At 43.0% G+C, this 17,232-nt stretch carries 13 protein-coding genes; 10 read left to right on the top strand and 3 right to left on the bottom strand.

Annotated features, from left to right (window positions below):
* The first annotated feature begins 208 nt into the window (after positions 1 to 208).
* Positions 209 to 1,405 (top strand): MFS transporter, encoded by a 1,197-nt coding sequence (locus tag HMPREF1210_RS09200; protein ID WP_016428388.1) that lies wholly within the window; start codon positions 209 to 211, stop codon positions 1,403 to 1,405.
* Between the two features lie 209 nt (positions 1,406 to 1,614).
* Here the strand turns inward: HMPREF1210_RS09200 and HMPREF1210_RS09195 are convergent, their stop codons facing one another.
* The gene (locus tag HMPREF1210_RS09195; protein ID WP_016428387.1) at positions 1,615 to 2,412 is read right to left on the bottom strand and encodes a TIGR00266 family protein; all 798 of its coding nucleotides are present in this window, start codon (positions 2,410 to 2,412) and stop codon (positions 1,615 to 1,617) included.
* 177 nt (positions 2,413 to 2,589) lie between these two features.
* On the opposite strand from HMPREF1210_RS09195, the gene HMPREF1210_RS09190 reads away from it, so the two are divergent.
* From HMPREF1210_RS09190 to HMPREF1210_RS09165, 7 genes are all read left to right on the top strand, one after another.
* A complete protein-coding gene (locus tag HMPREF1210_RS09190) occupies positions 2,590 to 4,065 on the top strand; it encodes an aldehyde dehydrogenase family protein (protein WP_016428386.1) in 1,476 nt (491 codons plus the stop codon).
* Between the two features lie 72 nt (positions 4,066 to 4,137).
* Positions 4,138 to 5,310, top strand: a complete 1,173-nt coding sequence (locus HMPREF1210_RS09185; RefSeq protein ID WP_016428385.1) for a saccharopine dehydrogenase family protein — start codon at positions 4,138 to 4,140, stop codon at positions 5,308 to 5,310.
* Positions 5,311 to 5,325: 15 nt separating this feature from the next.
* Positions 5,326 to 6,525 (top strand): acyl-CoA dehydrogenase family protein, encoded by a 1,200-nt coding sequence (locus HMPREF1210_RS09180; RefSeq protein ID WP_016428384.1) that lies wholly within the window; start codon positions 5,326 to 5,328, stop codon positions 6,523 to 6,525.
* 25 nt (positions 6,526 to 6,550) lie between these two features.
* On the top strand, positions 6,551 to 6,703 hold the full coding sequence (locus tag HMPREF1210_RS18555) for an RAxF-45 family protein (RefSeq protein ID WP_369757916.1): 153 nt from the start codon (positions 6,551 to 6,553) through the stop codon (positions 6,701 to 6,703).
* Positions 6,704 to 6,949: 246 nt separating this feature from the next.
* Positions 6,950 to 8,818, top strand: a complete 1,869-nt coding sequence (abc-f, locus tag HMPREF1210_RS09175; protein ID WP_036659496.1) for a ribosomal protection-like ABC-F family protein — start codon at positions 6,950 to 6,952, stop codon at positions 8,816 to 8,818.
* A 20-nt stretch (positions 8,819 to 8,838) separates the two neighbouring features.
* The gene (locus tag HMPREF1210_RS09170; protein WP_016428381.1) at positions 8,839 to 9,363 is read left to right on the top strand and encodes a hypothetical protein; all 525 of its coding nucleotides are present in this window, start codon (positions 8,839 to 8,841) and stop codon (positions 9,361 to 9,363) included.
* 376 nt (positions 9,364 to 9,739) lie between these two features.
* Positions 9,740 to 11,908, top strand: coding sequence for a beta-propeller domain-containing protein (locus tag HMPREF1210_RS09165; RefSeq protein WP_036659492.1), 2,169 nt, complete (start codon positions 9,740 to 9,742; stop codon positions 11,906 to 11,908).
* Between the two features lie 29 nt (positions 11,909 to 11,937).
* Here the strand turns inward: HMPREF1210_RS09165 and ade are convergent, their stop codons facing one another.
* Complete coding sequence (ade, locus tag HMPREF1210_RS09160) at positions 11,938 to 13,710, bottom strand: adenine deaminase (RefSeq protein ID WP_016428379.1); 1,773 nt, start codon at positions 13,708 to 13,710, stop codon at positions 11,938 to 11,940.
* A gap of 234 nt (positions 13,711 to 13,944) precedes the next feature.
* Here ade and HMPREF1210_RS09155 point away from each other — a divergent pair, with 234 nt between their 5' ends.
* A complete protein-coding gene (locus tag HMPREF1210_RS09155) occupies positions 13,945 to 14,691 on the top strand; it encodes a threonine/serine exporter family protein (protein ID WP_016428378.1) in 747 nt (248 codons plus the stop codon).
* A 10-nt stretch (positions 14,692 to 14,701) separates the two neighbouring features.
* Positions 14,702 to 15,160, top strand: a complete 459-nt coding sequence (locus HMPREF1210_RS09150; RefSeq protein ID WP_016428377.1) for a threonine/serine exporter family protein — start codon at positions 14,702 to 14,704, stop codon at positions 15,158 to 15,160.
* 62 nt (positions 15,161 to 15,222) lie between these two features.
* Here the strand turns inward: HMPREF1210_RS09150 and HMPREF1210_RS09145 are convergent, their stop codons facing one another.
* Positions 15,223 to 17,232 carry a bifunctional diguanylate cyclase/phosphodiesterase gene (locus HMPREF1210_RS09145; RefSeq protein ID WP_016428376.1) on the bottom strand — a complete coding sequence of 670 codons (2,010 nt, stop codon included), beginning with the start codon at positions 17,230 to 17,232 and terminating at the stop codon, positions 15,223 to 15,225.

Raw genomic sequence — 17,232 nt, 5'->3', positions numbered from 1 at the left:
TACCCACACCAAATCCGCTCTTCTGTACCAAAAAAAACCATGACAATATTCTGAATAGAAATTATAATGAATAAAGTTTTAGAAAGGGAGAGATAGCATATGAAAAGAACAACATTGGCTTCAGCATACAAATTGGAGGGCATGTTGGGATAAAATGTGAACTCCGATTTGATTTTAACCCAAATCAAAAAATCGGAGGAAATTAGAATTGAGTATACAAAATTTTTATTACACTTTAACAAGTTCACGGTCGTTTTTCATTCAGATGGTGTTCACATTAAATGCCATTTACTATGTAACTCAAGCGGAATTGAATGCTTTGCAACTCGTATTGATCGGTACGATTATGGAAGTGTCTGTTTTGCTGTTTGAAATGCCCACCGGTTTATTTGCGGATCATTTCGGACGGAAAAGGTCACTTGCTTTCGGAACACTCGTCATCGGGTTAGCACATGTTTTGGAAGGCAGTACGCCTGAGTTTTGGGCAATTGCGGTAGCTTCTGCGATGTGGGGAATCGGCTGGACATTCATCAGCGGGGCGGAACAAGCTTGGATTGCTGATGAACTGAACGATAAAAATTTGGAAAAGACGTTCTTACGTGGATCGCAGTTTTCATCCTTGGCTCGCTTTGCGGCGATTCTGGCAAGTGTGACAATCGCAGCGATTTGGTCCGTACAAATTGCAATTATTGTTGCGGGAATCATGCTCATTGTCATGGCGGTATGGGCTTTCATCAAGCTGCCTGAAACAAAGTTTGTTAGAGTTACTCGTGAAAAAGGTGTCTCGGGTGTCACGCATATGGTGAACACCATCAAAGCTGGTATTTCTCAAATTCGCGGGAACACCGTGTTGGTCAGTATTGCGATGGTTACATTGTTTTGGGGGCTCGCCAGCGAAGGCTTCGATCGTTTGTACGGCGCACATTTCATTGTGGACTACCAGTTGTCAGAAAGTGAGACCGTTTATTGGTTCGGTACATTTTATGCGGTCGCGTTTTTACTGAATATCGTGGTCCTTCGTTTCGTCGAGAGACATGTCAAAGGACGTTATGCACATGTATTATTGATTACTAACACCGTGTTGATTGCAACGATGATTGCGTTCGCTTGGACAGGTCATTTCTGGGTGGCGGTAGCCATGTATTGGGTGACAAGTGCACTGAGAAACGTAAACTATCCATTGATGAGCATCGTTACAAATGAACGCATAGAATCAAAAGGGCGTGCCACAACGCTTTCCATGTTTGGTCAGCTTGATGCATTCGGACAGATTGCCGGTGGACCACTCGTTGGCATGCTGGCATTATACACGTCCATTGCAGGAGGGATTACTTCTTCTGCATCGTTAATCCTGCCGGTGCTTTATTTCTTATGGCGGATGAAAAGGAAAATGAAAGTTTCATAGATTGATTAAGTGCCTGGTGCGAATACGTATCAGGTTTTTTATTTTCACAGCGAAGCGAAAAGAGCAAATCAGAAGGTAAATATATGGGGAAATACGGGTGAAAGGGAATAAACGCTGCACGAAAAGGGACAATTCAAAATGCAAGGGAATAAATGACGCAACTACAAAAAAACAGTGCACCATTAAAGGCACACTGTCATTAACTTTATTTATTTCCCGCCTAATATATCAAATAGACCGCCTGCCAAGCTACCTTCACCTTTTGAGCTGCCGCCAGGAATTTGCGGGGCTGCTGCAAAGACTCGGCTTGCCAATCGACTGAATGGCAACGATTGTATCCATACGGTTCCTGGACCACGCAATGTAGCGAAGAACAATCCTTCTCCGCCGAACAACGCCGTTTTTACGCCCGGCACCATTTCAATGTTGTAATCTACTTCCTTCGTCATTGCCACTAAACATCCTGTATCGACACGTAATACTTCGCCAGGTTGTAAGTGTTTCTTATGAATAGTACCTCCAGCATGAACGAATGCGAGTCCATCACCTTCAAGTTTTTGCATGATAAAGCCTTCACCACCAAAGAAACCAGTCCCAAGTTTACGTTGGAATTCAACGCCGACCGATACTCCTTTAGCCGCTGCCAGGAACGCATCTTTTTGACAAATGATTTTGCCGCCCATTTCACTCAAATCCATTGGAATGATTTTTCCTGGATATGGGGAAGCGAAATACACATGTTTTTTGCCAGATCCGTTATTAGTGAATGTCGTCATGAATAAACTTTCTCCTGTAAGCATACGCTTACCGGCACCCATCAGTTTGCCCATGATTCCTCCTCCACCTGAAGAAGAGCCATCTCCGAAAATAGTTTCCATAGAGATGCCGTCTTCCATCATCATTAAGCTGCCTGCTTCTGCAACAACCGTTTCTTTTGGATCGAGTTCTACTTCCACAAACTGCATATCGTCACCGTGTAATTTGTAATCAATTTCGTGGTTGTTCATGCGTCACATTCCTCCAGTAATTTAAATCTACTCATTCATACGCTTCTCGCAACAAAAAGTTTCATCAAACGTCACTATTTATAAATAATCCGTTTTTTCAAAAAATTGAAAGGTTTAAACGACCATGTGTCGAATAAGTAAAGTGAAAGCGTTCTCAAATCGAAAGGGGTAAGGTACATGCAATTGAACAATTACATCGGTGGAAAGTGGCAGGAAGCTGGAGATGCAAAGTACGTTCCTGTGACTAACCCTGCTAATGGAGAAGAGTTAGCGCAAGTGCGATTATCAACTAAAGAAGATGTGAATTCAGCTGTCTTGGCAGCAAAGGAAGCGCAGAAAAAATGGGCGCTGGTCCCTGCACCGAAGCGGGCAGATTATTTATATGAAATTGGTCGTATTATGAAAGAAAAGAAAGAGCATCTTGCACAAGTGTTGACAAAAGAAATGGGAAAAGTCATTGAAGAAGGTCGCGGAGAAGTGCAGGAAGGAATCGATATGGCATTCTACATGGCAGGTGAAGGCCGCCGTTTGTTCGGCGAAACGACGCCATCGGAACTGGCTGACAAGTTTGCGATGAGCGTACGTGCTCCAATCGGTGTGGTTGGACTCATTACGCCTTGGAACTTCCCGGTTGCGATTGCCACGTGGAAATCATTCCCTGCGATAGTTGCTGGCAATACGTTTTTATGGAAGCCAGCAACGGAAACACCGATGATGGCTTATGAAATGGCGAAAGTATTTGAAGAAGCAGGACTACCTGCAGGCGTTGCGAACATTGTATTCGGATCAGGGGCAGAAGTTGGAACTGCGATGATCGAACATCCGGACGTGAAAGTCATTTCATTTACTGGGTCGACTGAGACAGGTCGTTCGGTTGCTGAACGTGGCGGTCGTCATTTGAAGAAAGTATCACTTGAAATGGGTGGTAAAAATGCCGTCATCGTAATGGACGACGCAGATCTTGGATTGGCGGTTGAAGGGATTTTGTGGAGTGCTTTCGGAACAGCGGGTCAGCGTTGTACGGCATGCAGCCGCGTCATTGTGCATAAAGATGTGAAAGAAGAACTTGAAATGCGGCTTCAGGAAGCGATGAAAGGTTTGGCTATCGGTGACGGTATGGACGAATCCGTAAAAATCGGCCCAGTCATTAACAAAAAAGCACTGGAAAAAATCCATAATTACGTCCAAATCGGAAAAGAAGACGGTGCTACATTGCTAGCGGGTGGAGAGATTCTATCTGATGGCGATTTGGCATACGGAAACTACTATGCTCCGACTCTATTCACAAACGTCGCGAGAGATAGTCGCATTGCACAGGAAGAAATTTTTGGACCGGTCGTTTCACTGATTGAGGTTTCGAGTTTAGACGAAGCAATCGAAGTGAATAACAGCGTCTCATTCGGTTTATCCAGTAGTATTTTCTCGCGTGACGTCAACACTGTTTTCAAAGCACAGCGTGATCTGGATACAGGGATTGTGTATGTAAATGCCGGCACTACTGGTGCTGAAATTCATTTGCCCTTCGGCGGGACAAAAGGGACAGGTAACGGACACCGTGACTCCGGCGTGGCAGCACTTGACGTTTATACAGAATGGAAGAGCATTTATGTCGACTTCAGCGGTAAGTTACAACGAGCTCAAATTGATAATTAAGTAGTTTTGAATGAAAGACTGTCAGCATCACATATACATGCAAAGAAAACGTTTTACAAAGGGGATGTAAGAATGAAGGTTGTTGTATTAGGTGCAGGATTAATGGGGAAAGAAGCGGCGCGTGATTTAGTCAAAAGTGAAAACGTCGAAAAAGTGTTTTTAGCAGACGTGCAAGTGGAGCAAGTGCAGGCTTTTAAGGATAAAATTCAATCCGATAAAATAGAAGCAGTTCGGTTAGATGCCAATGATGATGCGCAATTGAAAGAAGTCATGAGCAAAGGCGACGTTGTCATTAACGCATTATTTTATTCATTCAACGAAAAAGTAGCGCGTACAGCAGTTGAAGTGGGCGTTCATTCAGTGGATCTAGGAGGTCACATTGGAGGAGCGACGGATGCGGTGTTAAGTTTGGCTGCTGAAGCACAAGCGAAAGGCATTACTCTCATTCCAGACTTAGGGGTAGCTCCAGGAATGATCAATATTTTATCTGGATATGGTGCAAGCAAGTTAGATGAAGTCAAATCGATCAAACTGTTTGTAGGTGGGATTCCAGTTGAACCGGAAGGTCCATTGAAATACAACATCGTCTTTTCATTGGACGGGGTGATGGACCATTATACGGACACATCACACGTTGTCCGAAATGGTGAATTGATCGAAGTGCCATCCCTTTCCGAAATCGAGCCGATTCATTTTGATGAATTCGGTGAACTGGAAGCTTTCCATACATCAGGTGGAACTTCTACATTGACAAAAACGTTTCCGAACGTGGAAACACTCGAATATAAAACAATACGGTACCCAGGCCACGCAGAAAAATTTAAAGTATTGGTGGATCTAGGCTTAACAAATAAAGCGACAAAAGTTGAAGTGGATGGAAAAACAATCAGTACGCGTGAAGTGCTGAAAGCCGCTTTGACGCCTGGTTTATTACTTGGTGATAAACAAGATGCCGTACTGTTACGTGTAATTGTGTCCGGTGACAAAGATGGGGAACTGGTTAAATATGAATACGAACTCGTGACGAAGAAAGATATGACGGATCAAGTAACCGCAATGGCGCGTGCAACGGCAAACACGATTTCAATTGTTGCACAGATGATCGGCAATGGGGAAATCACAAAACGAGGCGTATACGCACCTGAGCAAATTGTGCCTGGCGATACCTACATTAATGAAATGAAAAAACGAGGCGTACAAATTCAAGAATCCATACAACAATCAACTACGGTTGGTAACGGATAACAGGAGGCACTCATCATGAACTTCGATTTTTCGGAAGAACAACAATTACTTCGTAAAACGGTCCGCCAATATGTGGATGCAGAAATTATTCCCCATATGGCTGAATGGGATGCAACGGGTGGATTTGATCAAAAAGTATGGAAAAGATTAGCCGAACTAGGTTTCATGGGCGTTTGTGTCCCTGAAGCATACGGTGGAAGCGGCATGGACTACAATTCACTTGCAATCGTTTGTGAAGAATTAGAACGGGGAGATACAGCGTTTCGAACAGCTGTCTCCGTGCATATCGGATTGAACTCCATGACGTTAATGCAGTGGGGCACCGAGGAACAAAAGCAAAAGTATTTGGTACCGCAAGCGAAAGGTGAAAAAATCGGTGCTTTCGGTCTTACGGAACCGGGCGCTGGTTCGGACGTAGCCGCAATGGCAACAACAGCGACTCGCGACGGGGAAGATTACGTTTTAAAAGGTCAAAAAACTTGGATTTCCCTTTGTGATAAAGCGGACCATTTCATCGTTTTTGCATATACTGATAAATCGAAGAAACACCACGGCATCAGTGCGTTTATTGTGGAACGCACGATGGAAGGCTTCAGTTCGAAAGCGATTAAAGGGAAGTACGGCATTCGTGCAGGAAATACGGGAGAAATTTTCTTTGATGATATTCGAGTGCCGGCTACAAACCGTTTAGGGGAAGAAGGCGAAGGGTTTAAAATTGCCATGTCGGCTTTGGATAACGGAAGATTTACAGTTGCTGCAGGCGCTGCAGGTTTAATCATGTCGTGTATTGAAGCAAGTGTGAAATATTGTAACGAGCGCGAAACGTTCGGCAAGCCAATTGGTAAACACCAATTGGTACAGCAAATGGTTGCGAAAATGGAAGCTGGCCTTCAAATGAGCCGTCTCCTTGTCTACCGTGTTGGTGAACTGAAAAATAAAGGCGTGCGTAATACGCGCGAGACCTCATTAGCGAAATGGCAAGCATGTGATTTTGCGAACCAAGCAGCAGATGACGCTGTGCAAATTCACGGTGCGTATGGCTATTCGGATGAATATCCAGTCGCAAGATACTTGCGCAACTCAAAAGCACCTGTTATTTACGAAGGAACGCGCGAGATCCATACAATTATGCAAGCGGAATATGTACTTGGGTATCGTGAAGATAAAAAATTATCGAACATGCTGCCAAAATGGCCATTTGAAATCGATAAATAAATGTGTTAGAATATTCTCAACTTGAATGAACGGAGGTGAAGAAAGAATGAAGAACGCTGTGAATGCACGTGGTTTTATACTGGAATTTTTATCCACATCATGTGCGATTACTCATGAAATTTCTAACAACGGGACGGGTCTGTCCAATTTTAGAAAATTACATGCACATCACAGCTGACAAGACATTCTTTCTTCTCCATATGAAAAAGCGCAAAGCGCCGCTCTAGCCCAACACCGGCGCTGTTCGGTAGAAAGGCAATTGCCTTTCTGACCCCTTTTAAGGGGCACACGGGCTGGCGCTTGGAGCTAGACATCGAGAAAAGACTGCTTGCTTTTCAGGCAGTCTTTTTTTGTACGCAAAAATAGATCGACTGCAAATGAAGAATGGATTGCTTCCAGCTGAAATCGAAAGGAAGCGGAAAATATGATATGTACAATACAGGAAATCAGTAAAATGCTAGGTGGAAACATCATTTTTGAGGACTTATCACTGGCAATCAAAACAGGTGATAAATTAGCCGTTGTAGGACGTAATGGTACAGGGAAAACTACACTATTTAAATTGTTAGCTGGTGTAGAAAGTCCTGATTCGGGAAGCATTCATTTCAAAAAAGGAAATCGGACTGGCTACTTGGCCCAGATTCCTTCCTACTCAGAGGAAGTGACGGGGCTCGATGTTCTGACAATGGCCTTTGAAGAACTGCTCAAGATGCAAACGCAAATGACGGACCTTGAAATGAAAATGGCCAGCGCAACGTCTGAAGAAATGGAACGATTGCTTCGTCAATATGGAAATATCCAGGAACAATTCACGCTGCGTGACGGATATTCATATGAATCGGAAATTGATAAGGTCATACAGGGTCTGCAATTGGAAAACTTTGTTGATCGGTCATTCCCATCGTTGAGTGGTGGAGAACAAACAAAAATCATGCTCGGTCAATTGCTACTGACGAAACCAGATTTATTGTTACTCGATGAACCGACGAACCATTTGGATTTGTTTGCCGTGGAATGGCTTGAACAGTATTTGGTTGATTATGAAGGTACGGTCGTCATCATTTCGCATGACCGTTACTTTCTGGATCAGGTCGTCACGAAAGTTGCAGATCTCGAAGAAGGCGAATTGATTTTATATCATGGCAATTATTCATCGTTTGCCATCCAAAAAGAAGAACGCATCATGCGGGAGTTCCAGGAATACGAGGAACAGCAGAAAAAAATCAAGAAAATGCGCGAAGCCATCAAGCGCCTAAAACTTTGGGCAAATGAAGCAGTTCCACCGAATGCTGCTTTGCACCGTCGTGCACGCAATATGGAAAGGGCTTTGGAACGCATGGAGAAAGTACGGAAGCCGCTGATTGATCCGAAAAAAATGACTCTATCATTTGAAGCAGCTCCACGAAGTGGCAAGGAAGTGGTGGTCATGGAACAAGTGTACAAATCTTTCGGTGACAATGTGTTGCTTGCAGGAGCTGACTTTAATGTTAGGTGGAAAGAACGCGTTGCAATCGTCGGTCGAAACGGAACTGGCAAGTCCACTATTCTGAAATTACTGCGGGGAGAACTCGAAGTCGATGCAGGTACTGCACGTCTTGGCAGTAATGTGCGAGTGGGATTCCTGTCTCAACATTTCGAGATTGCCAACCCGAAAGCGCGCCTCATTGATGTCTTCCGAGCGGAAGTCAATGTATTTGAAGGGGAAGCGCGCCACATTCTCGCGAAGTTTATGTTCTATGGACCCGACGTTTTCAAACGGGTTGGAGATTTAAGCGGAGGAGAACGGATGCGATTGCGTCTTGCGCAACTCATGCACCAGAACATCAATTTATTGATGCTTGATGAACCAACAAACCATTTGGATATCGATTCGCGAGAAGTGCTAGAAGAAGCGCTCGAAGATTTCCAAGGGACCATAGTGGCTGTCTCCCACGATCGCTACTTCCTGAATAAACTTTTCCCTCGCACCGCTTGGCTGGATCGGGGAACATTCATTACCTTCGAAGGAGCCTATGAATGGGCACGATCGAAATGGGCAGAGCGTCAGACCTCGTTTGAAAAAGAAGAAGCGGTCAAAAAGGAAGAACGAGTCAAAACTATCCGTGAACGGGAGGAACAACCTCGTTCTTTTGAAAAGGAAATTGCCGATGTTGAAGAAGAACTGGCGACTCTCACTGCTCAAATTGAAGCTGAAGCGGATTGGCAAGAATACGAAAATTTATTAGTGATAAAGAAATCACTAGAAGAACGTTTGGAAGAACTAATGACGGATTGGTTTAAAAACGAGGCGTGAATTAAAAGAGAAGGGAAAGAGTGAGTCAGATGAAATATGGATGTGTCTTGTTTTTGCTAACATGTTGTTTCGTACTGACTGGATGTTCTTCAGCTGCCACTAAAGTTGAGCTTACTGCATCAAGCAAAGCGAGTGAGGATGCATTCATATTGGAGTTGACTTCAATTGCCAAACAGTACAAAGAACATGAAAAAGATTCAATTACTGCCCGTCTGAAATATACTGGGCCGGATAATGAAGTAAGGATTTCGCATGGTGGTTTTACGCCAATCGAATTCTCGGTAAAGGAATTGAACAAAAATAAAGACATAGGCGGAGTTTCTCAGACTATATTAAGCTCCACAACTTTAAAAAAGGATGTGTGGCTAGAAGTTCCTTTTTCGAAGTCCGGGGAAATAACGAAGGATGAATTCATAAAAGAGTATTTCAACAAAGATGGGTTCCCAAAGGGTAAATACGAAATCATCGCAACCACTGATTTTGAAGTCGAGCAGACCGGAGAAAATGTAAAGTTAAAGACAGTTATTGTAATAGAAGTGAACTAGAGAAACGGAATCGCCTTCAGCGGTTCCGTTTTTGTTTCGCTTACTGGTCAATTAAATTGTTTAGAAAACATGAATTTTAGATAAGTGATGCCGAATACTTGATATCCGATTGCGAAATCCAGATATCCTTTCCCGAAATGGAGATATCCATCCGAGAACCCCCGATATCCCCATACGGATTCTCGATAAATCCCCCACCCAGCCCTCATCAGAATAAATAACAATCTATCCCCGTCGAGTATCAGCTTGTCCTAATTGCAAGAATTGCGTTATGCGATTTAATAAGAAATTCATTAAATAAATTATTTTCAAACAATTGAAACTAAATAACACTTTATCGGTCTAATGAAATAACTAGCTTAAAAAAAGAGGAGAGATGGTATTGAAAAAAAGAAGTGTTTGGCTCATGGTCGCTGCTGTGATCGCAGGAATAGTCCTATCGTTTGCGTTTTATATTGATAAAGTAACAGTCAGTGCTTCATCGATTGCGTTGTCTGAGCAAGGATGGAAAGCGAATTTTTCGGAGCCGTTAAAAGCTTCAGCCATATCGGATGGAACGATATATTTGGTTGATCAGCAAGGAAAGAAAACGAATGCGAAATTGCAGCTTACACAAAACGGTCATTCAGTTAAAGTGACCGAAATCAAACCGGGTTCGTATATATTGCACATCAAGAAGGAAGCTATTCAAGGCGGATTCTTCAAATCCATGTCGACCAGTAAATTATCGTTTACTGTTCACAAAGATTTGCAAACTGTAAAATCGGAAAAGCAATTGAAAGATTACTTCGCTAAGTTAAAGAAACAAATGAGTCAGATGTATTCAAGGGAAGAGTCAGCTGAAAGCAAAAACTCGATGGATTCAAGCAGTAAATCTGCTCTTTCAAGCAGTGGAGGAGAAGCTGACCACTCGGAAACGAACAATCAAGTGGAAGGCGTAGATGAATCGGATATGGTGAAGACAGACGGGAAATTTATTTACTCTATATTAAATGGACGTGTAATCGTTACGGATATTCAAAATCCTGCAAACATGAAGAAAATGGCTGAACTGCCATCCGATCCAGAGTTCAATCCAACGCAGTTATTCTTACATGAAAATACATTGATTGTGCTTGGAGATCGGCATGTACCATATGATTATGAGGAAACCTCAGGAGAAGTCTCCAGTAAAATGATGATGCCTGTTAACAGTTCCACAAATGTACGTTTCTATGATGTGAAAAATGCGAAGAATCCGAAACTGATACGGGAAATCGGTGCGGAAGGATACTTGAACGGGGCTAGAAAAACAGGAGACATGTTGTATTTCGTGACCAATGTGATGCCAAACTTCTGGGCAATGGAAGGGGCAAAAGATGTAGAGTTGCGTCCTTACACATTTGACAGTAAGAAAAAGGATAAAGTATCATCCATGGCGCTTTCTGATTTATCCATCTTGCCGGGAACACTGGAGGGGACGTATAGCGTCATTACGGCTATGGATCTTGAGGATCCAGAGCAATCCCAAGTTGTAACGAAAGGGTATCTGGGCGGAAGCAATGCCATGTATATGTCTAAAGAGGCATTGTATTTAACTGCACCTATCTATGTACCTTCAAAGAATGATGATAACAATAATGCCATTGATCGAATTTGGAATCCCCAGGAAACCAATACGGAAATATTCAAATTCAGTTTAGATGGTACTAAAGTTGAGTTTGTATCATCTGGAGAAGTGACGGGCATGCTCCTAAATCAGTTTTCGATGGATGAGCATGAAGGTTATTTCCGTGTCGTCACTACGAAAGGCTTTGCGTGGAATACGGATGAACTTTCTGAGAACAATCTATATATTCTAGATGCCGGTATGAAAAAAGTGGGTTCCATCGAAGGACTTGCGAAAGGGGAGCGCATTTACTCAGCTCGTTTTATGGGAGACAAAGCGTATATGGTGACGTTTAAAGAAACTGATCCGCTGTTTGTGATGGATGTCTCTAATCCATCGGCGCCAAAAGTACTAGGGGAGTTGAAAATTCCAGGTTTCAGTAATTACTTGCACCCATTGGACGAAAATCATCTAATCGGTTTCGGTTACGATACAAAAACGATTCCAGGCGAAAATGGCAGTCAACCTCGAATCATTACTGGCGGCATGAAAATCTCATTATTTGACGTTACAGATTTTGCTAATCCGAAAGAAAAAGACGTAGAAATTTTGGGTGGTCAAGGCACTTACAGCCCATTGCAATACGATCACAAGGCATTATTCCAACACCGAGGCAAAGATTTATACGGTTTTCCTGTGACGTTGTATCAGGGTACTAATAAGGATGGATACGGCCAGTATGCAGGCGAAGGTGCAATGATGTATGAAATAACGGCTGAAGAAGGAATCCAGCAAGTGGCCAACATGATTAAATCATCCAAGCAACAAAACGAAGATTGGGAGCAGCTCGTTCAACGGATGGTTTATGCCGGAGATACACTTTATACTATTTCAATGAAAGAAACGAAGAGTTATGATTTAAATACGTTTAAAGAGATTGGTGTAGTCACATATTAATAACAAGGCAGGCCACTAACGCGATTCGCTTAGTGGTCTGCTTTTTCGTTCGTATTCGCGTCAATTCCGATATGCTGGAATGTGGTGACATCGAATAATCCCGTATCGGTTAATTTAAGTGATGGAATGACTGGCAAACTTAGAAATGATAAGGTCAAAAACAAATGAAAATCGAGCTTCGGATGAATGGTATGGATTGCTTCATGCAAGTTTGCCAGTGATTGTACTGCTTCCTCGAGAGGAACTTTCGTCATCAATCCGGCTATAGGCAATGCAAGCGAAGCCATGATTTGACCATCATGGACAACGACCAATCCACCCTGCATATCCTGCAACGCCTGTACAGCCGCAATCATGTCTTCATCATTCGTACCCAGAACAATCGCATTGTGCGAATCGTGAGCAATGGATGTCGCGACAGCCCCTTTTTTTAGGCCGAAGCCCTTCACAATGCCCAATCCAATGGTGTGTAATTGATGATGCCGTTCAATTACAGCCAGTTTCAATTGATCCCGTTCCATGTTTTGCACGAATGCGCCATCTATAGTTTCAACTTTTTCAACCACTTTGTTGGTAACAATCTGGTCTGGTATGATTTCCATAATATTCGCTTCGGCACCTTGCGGGAGCGGGATAGCCAAATCTTCGACCGTCAAAGTAGGCAAATGAACGGAATGGCGAATTCGAACGGTACAATCCGTTTGAGTTTCAGTAGCTTTTATCATGCGGCCATGCTCCGCCACCTTGACTCCTTTCTTGAATACAGCAGCTACTTTGAAAAGTTCAAGATGATCGAGCAATAGAAAATCTGCTTCGAAGCCCGCTGCCAATGCACCTTTTTGAGACAAACCATAACATTCCGCAGCATTCAGCGTGGCCAATTGAATCGCTTGAAGAGGTTCCATTCCTGCTTTAATGGAGAGACGTATAGCATGATCGATGCTGCCTTCGTCCACCAGTTCATCTAGGTGTTTGTCGTCTGTACAAAATAAAAATCTTCTTGCATTGTGAGGTGTTACCGCAGGAAGCAAATCATGTAGATTCTTCGCAGCAGAGCCTTCACGTATCAACACATACATGCCTTGGGTAATGCGGTCACGTGCTTCATCCGCTGTCACACATTCATGGTCTGTCTGAATGCCGGCTGCGCGATATCCTCGAATCTGTTCGCGTTGCAATCCCGCTCCATGCCCATCAATTCGAAGACCCGCTTCCTTGGTCATCAGGAGCTTTGAAAGCATGCCTTCGTCTCCGCGCAAAACCGCTGGATAATCCATTACTTCTGCAAGTCCGAGTACGGAAGGGTGGGAGAGAAGCGGTTGTAAATCTTCTGCTTCCAGTCTTGCACCTGCATGTTCAAAGGATGTGGAGGGTACACTCGAAGGGAGCATGACAAAAATATCCATTGGGCTTCTTTCTGCATCCTTCAGCATGAATTGGATGCCCTCAACTCCTGCAACATTTGCAATTTCATGTGGATCGGTCACAACAGTCGTTACGCCGTGGGGCAATAAAACATCACCAAAAGCAGATGGGGTGAGCATCGACGATTCAATATGGATATGTCCGTCAACCAAGCCGGGTACGACATAGCGTCCCCCTGCATCCATTTCTTCAATGGCTTCAAATGAGCGAGTAGAATCAATTGCGACAATAAAGCCGTCCGAGACAACGATATCTGCGTTCACCCAAACAAGTGAAAATACATCCGCTACACGTGCATTGCGCAAAATGAAATCAGCAGGCTGTTTTTGTTGGGATACCGCGATGATTTTTTTGAGTGTATCGATTGAACCTTGCATGAAATTTCCCCCTTTATGAAAAGAATTTACTTATAGGTATTGTACTGTCGTATATACGAAATGAATAGTTTATAGAACCGGAAAAGTGAATATGTAATGGATGGCTACTCACGTTTATATCATTGTACTCGGTATGAGCAATAGATTCATGTAAAGTACCAACAATATTTGTTTTTTACTGCACATTTCGTTAAGATTGTGCAAAGGTGATAAGTGAAAGGAGTGGGCAAAGACGTGCTAAATGAGAAGAATGATTTGGCAATAGATTGTTGCCTGCTTGCGGGTCGACTAATGATTGAGAGTGGTGCGGAAACGTATCGGGTTGAAGATACAATGACCCGTATGGCGATTTCACAAGGTCTGATAGGGACCCAAAGCTTCGTCACACCAACAGGAATCATGTTTTCGCTTGGAAAAGATGGCTCGACACGGTTGATGACCATTCGGGACAGGGTGACAGATTTAGAGAAAATAGCACTTGTGAATCAAGTATCAAGAAAACTGGCCACCACTGAACTGACTATCGAAGAAGCATATGAAGAATTACAACGAGTTGCCAGTGCCAACTTAATGTTCCCTTTTCTATTACAGTTTATAGCAGCTGCAGTTGCGAGCGGGTGTTTTCTTATCCTGTTCGATGGTGTCGTGAAAGATGTTCCGGCAGCGACCATTGCAGGTGGAATGGGGTTCGTTGTGGTCACACTAATACATGAATTGACCCGTGTTAAGTTTTTCGCGGAATTCATTGCTGCCTCAATCGTTGGAACCCTGGCTTTTTTAGCGGTTCTGCTGCAAGTTGGGGAAGACTTGAACACTATCATTATCAGTGGTGTCATGCCATTGGTACCAGGATTGCTCATTACAAATGCAGTACGCGATCTTATGGCCGGGCATTTTGTTTCCGGGGTATCAAAAGGTGCAGAAGCATTGTTGACAGCATTCGCAATCGGTGCAGGCGTTGCACTCGTACTATCATTTTAGGAGGGGTGTCATGATTTGGATCGTAAAAGCGGTGTTAAGTTTTATTATCGCAATGTCATTTGCCATTATATTTAATGCCCCTAGAAAAAAACTAGTTGCAGCCGGCTTAGTAGGGATGTGCGGTTGGGTAATTTACAGTGGTTTTACAATGGTTTCAGGTGATGCAATTCAAGCATCCTTTGCAGGAGCTTTTATCGTAGCGCTGGCATCACATATTTTATCTAAACGTTTCCGTATGCCGATGATCATTTTCAGTGTACCGGGCATCATTTTACTCGTTCCCGGAGGACTTGCATACAATGCGATGCGCAACATTGTGGAAAATGACTATTTAACCGCCATCTCTTACGCTTCCAAAGCATTTATGACATCAGGCGCGATCGCAATGGGTTTGGTGTTTGCTGAAGTTTTGATGCAGTTGATATTTAGGTATTTAAGTAGAAAAAAGGCGGCTTCTCAGAATGTTTGAGAAACCGTCTTTTTTATGTCTGAGCAAGGTGTCAAGCTAAACAGGCATTTTGCGCATTTATTTTATAAATTTTCAATTTCGCCAGCAGATACAGGATGACTGATATAGAAACCTTGAATGGCGTCACAGCCGAGTTTTGTCAATAAATCCTGTTGTTCTTTTGTCTCAACACCTTCAGCCAAGACGCGTATCTCCATTGATTTTCCAAACTGAATCATGCCGTGTACTAGTTTTTGCAATTTCTCTTGTTTCGTAATGGACGCGATAAATGATTGATCGATTTTAAGTTCGGTAATCGGTAGCATCTGCATATAACGGAAAGACGCATAGCCTGTCCCGAAATCATCGAGAACAAACCTGATGCCCTCACTTTGAAGCTGATGCATTTGGCGAATGATGGATTGTTCCGATTCCGCTTCCAGTGCAAACTTCTCAGTAATCTCAATTTGCAGTAGATGAGCAGGACAGCCAAATTTCTCTAATGTCTGTCTAACTTGCTTTACCATGTTTTTATCACGGAATTCGCGAATGGAAGAGTTTACGCTCACTTTCATCGGCTTGCCGTTTTTTGCCCAAAGTGCGGCTTGCTCGCATGCCTTCTCCAACATAAAGCTCCCAATATCATGAATCATGCCTGTCTCTTCTGCAACTGGAATGAGATCGTTCGGTGTAACGGTTCCCAGTACAGCGTCTTCCCAACGAACCAGTGCTTCCACTGCATCAATCTTGCCAGTCTTTAAATCAACTTGTGGTTGATACATAACAGTTAAATCTTTATGGTGCAACGCCTCAATCAAACGTTTTTCAATCATGGCCTTTCGGCTTAACGCGACATGATTGGCTTTTGAAAGGCTGACGATATTTCCTCCGCCTTCTTGCTTCACCTTATGGATGGTCGCACTAGACGCTCTCATCATATGTAAAAATGTTGATTGATCTTCTGGGTATCTCGTAATCCCGCCACTGATCGAAATCGGGATAGCTTTGTTGCGAATGTAAATCGGATGCTGCTTCAAGTAACTTAAGAAACCTTGAATAAACCAATCACTCAAAGGCGTCAACACCACAAATTCATCTTCACCCACGCGTGCGATATCACTATCCTGGAAATACATTTTCAGGCGTTTTGCAAATTCCAGTAATAGAGTGGTTTCAGACTCTTCATCGTGCATGTCTCTCAATGTGTAAAACTTATCGATATCTAAAAAGATGAAAGAAAAGTGACGTTCTTCTGCAATAAGTCCGGACACGATATTTTCAAGACGATGGCGATTCATTAATCCTGTCTCTGAATCCACATAAGCAATTTGCTCAAGATGCAATTGCAGGCGTTTTTTATCCGTGATATCTTTTTCCAAAATGGCAAAGTACATAGGCTCATCATTCGTCGCCAAAACAGGGATGGCCGTCATATCTACCCAGTATGTTTCTCCATCTTTAGTCAGTTTTTCAACAGACCCTTGCCAAACGCGGTTGCTATTCAGTGTGTACCATATTGGGTTGACCGATTTCTCAGCTGACTCTTCGGGGAAAAGCTGCCAAAATGACTTACCAATAATACGTTTTGGCGTCCATTTACTTGTTTTCAAAAACAATGTATTTGCATATGTAATTAGCCCATCTGGGTCCAAATAAGTGAGCATAAAGGTTTCATCGATTCCCATTTTAAAGCTAGCTAATTCTTGTGTACTTGATGTTTGATCCATTGTTGGAACATTATTAACTTCAAATAAGAACATGACGCATTGTTCATTATCGATTGTCATTGAATTTAAAACAGCCGAAACATGAACAGCTTTGCCATGTTTTGAATGAATAATGAAATTTTCAAAACGAATTGGGATCTCACTTTGAACCACTTGACCCCACGTTGATTTATGTATGGCTGAACGGTTTTCTTCGAAAAAAGGATAGAATTTTCCAACGATTTCGTCCGCAGTAAAACCAAATGTTCTCTCAGCTTCTCTACTCCACCAAAGTACCGTTGCGTCACTCGCAGTCAGTATCATCGGAAAAGGAACATGGTCCAATATACTGCTACCATTTTCCAATACTTGTTGCATACCTTTCAT

Origin of the sequence: Paenisporosarcina sp. HGH0030 (assembly GCF_000411295.1) — a bacterium.
Classification (GTDB): Bacteria; Bacillota; Bacilli; order Bacillales_A; family Planococcaceae; genus Paenisporosarcina.
The sequence above is the reverse complement of the archived record's forward strand: the minus strand, read 5'-3'. Positions and strand labels throughout refer to the sequence as shown.

Coding starts and splice junctions, on each gene's coding strand:
- HMPREF1210_RS09195 (WP_016428387.1), bottom strand. CDS start 2,412: ATGAACAACCACGAAATTGATTACAAATTACACGGTGACGATATGCAG.
- HMPREF1210_RS09190 (WP_016428386.1), top strand. CDS start 2,590: ATGCAATTGAACAATTACATCGGTGGAAAGTGGCAGGAAGCTGGAGAT.
- HMPREF1210_RS09185 (WP_016428385.1), top strand. CDS start 4,138: ATGAAGGTTGTTGTATTAGGTGCAGGATTAATGGGGAAAGAAGCGGCG.
- HMPREF1210_RS09180 (WP_016428384.1), top strand. CDS start 5,326: ATGAACTTCGATTTTTCGGAAGAACAACAATTACTTCGTAAAACGGTC.
- HMPREF1210_RS18555 (WP_369757916.1), top strand. CDS start 6,551: ATGAACGGAGGTGAAGAAAGAATGAAGAACGCTGTGAATGCACGTGGT.
- abc-f (WP_036659496.1), top strand. CDS start 6,950: ATGATATGTACAATACAGGAAATCAGTAAAATGCTAGGTGGAAACATC.
- HMPREF1210_RS09165 (WP_036659492.1), top strand. CDS start 9,740: ATGGTATTGAAAAAAAGAAGTGTTTGGCTCATGGTCGCTGCTGTGATC.
- ade (WP_016428379.1), bottom strand. CDS start 13,710: ATGCAAGGTTCAATCGATACACTCAAAAAAATCATCGCGGTATCCCAA.
- HMPREF1210_RS09150 (WP_016428377.1), top strand. CDS start 14,702: ATGATTTGGATCGTAAAAGCGGTGTTAAGTTTTATTATCGCAATGTCA.
- HMPREF1210_RS09145 (WP_016428376.1), bottom strand. CDS start 17,232: ATGAAAGGTATGCAACAAGTATTGGAAAATGGTAGCAGTATATTGGAC.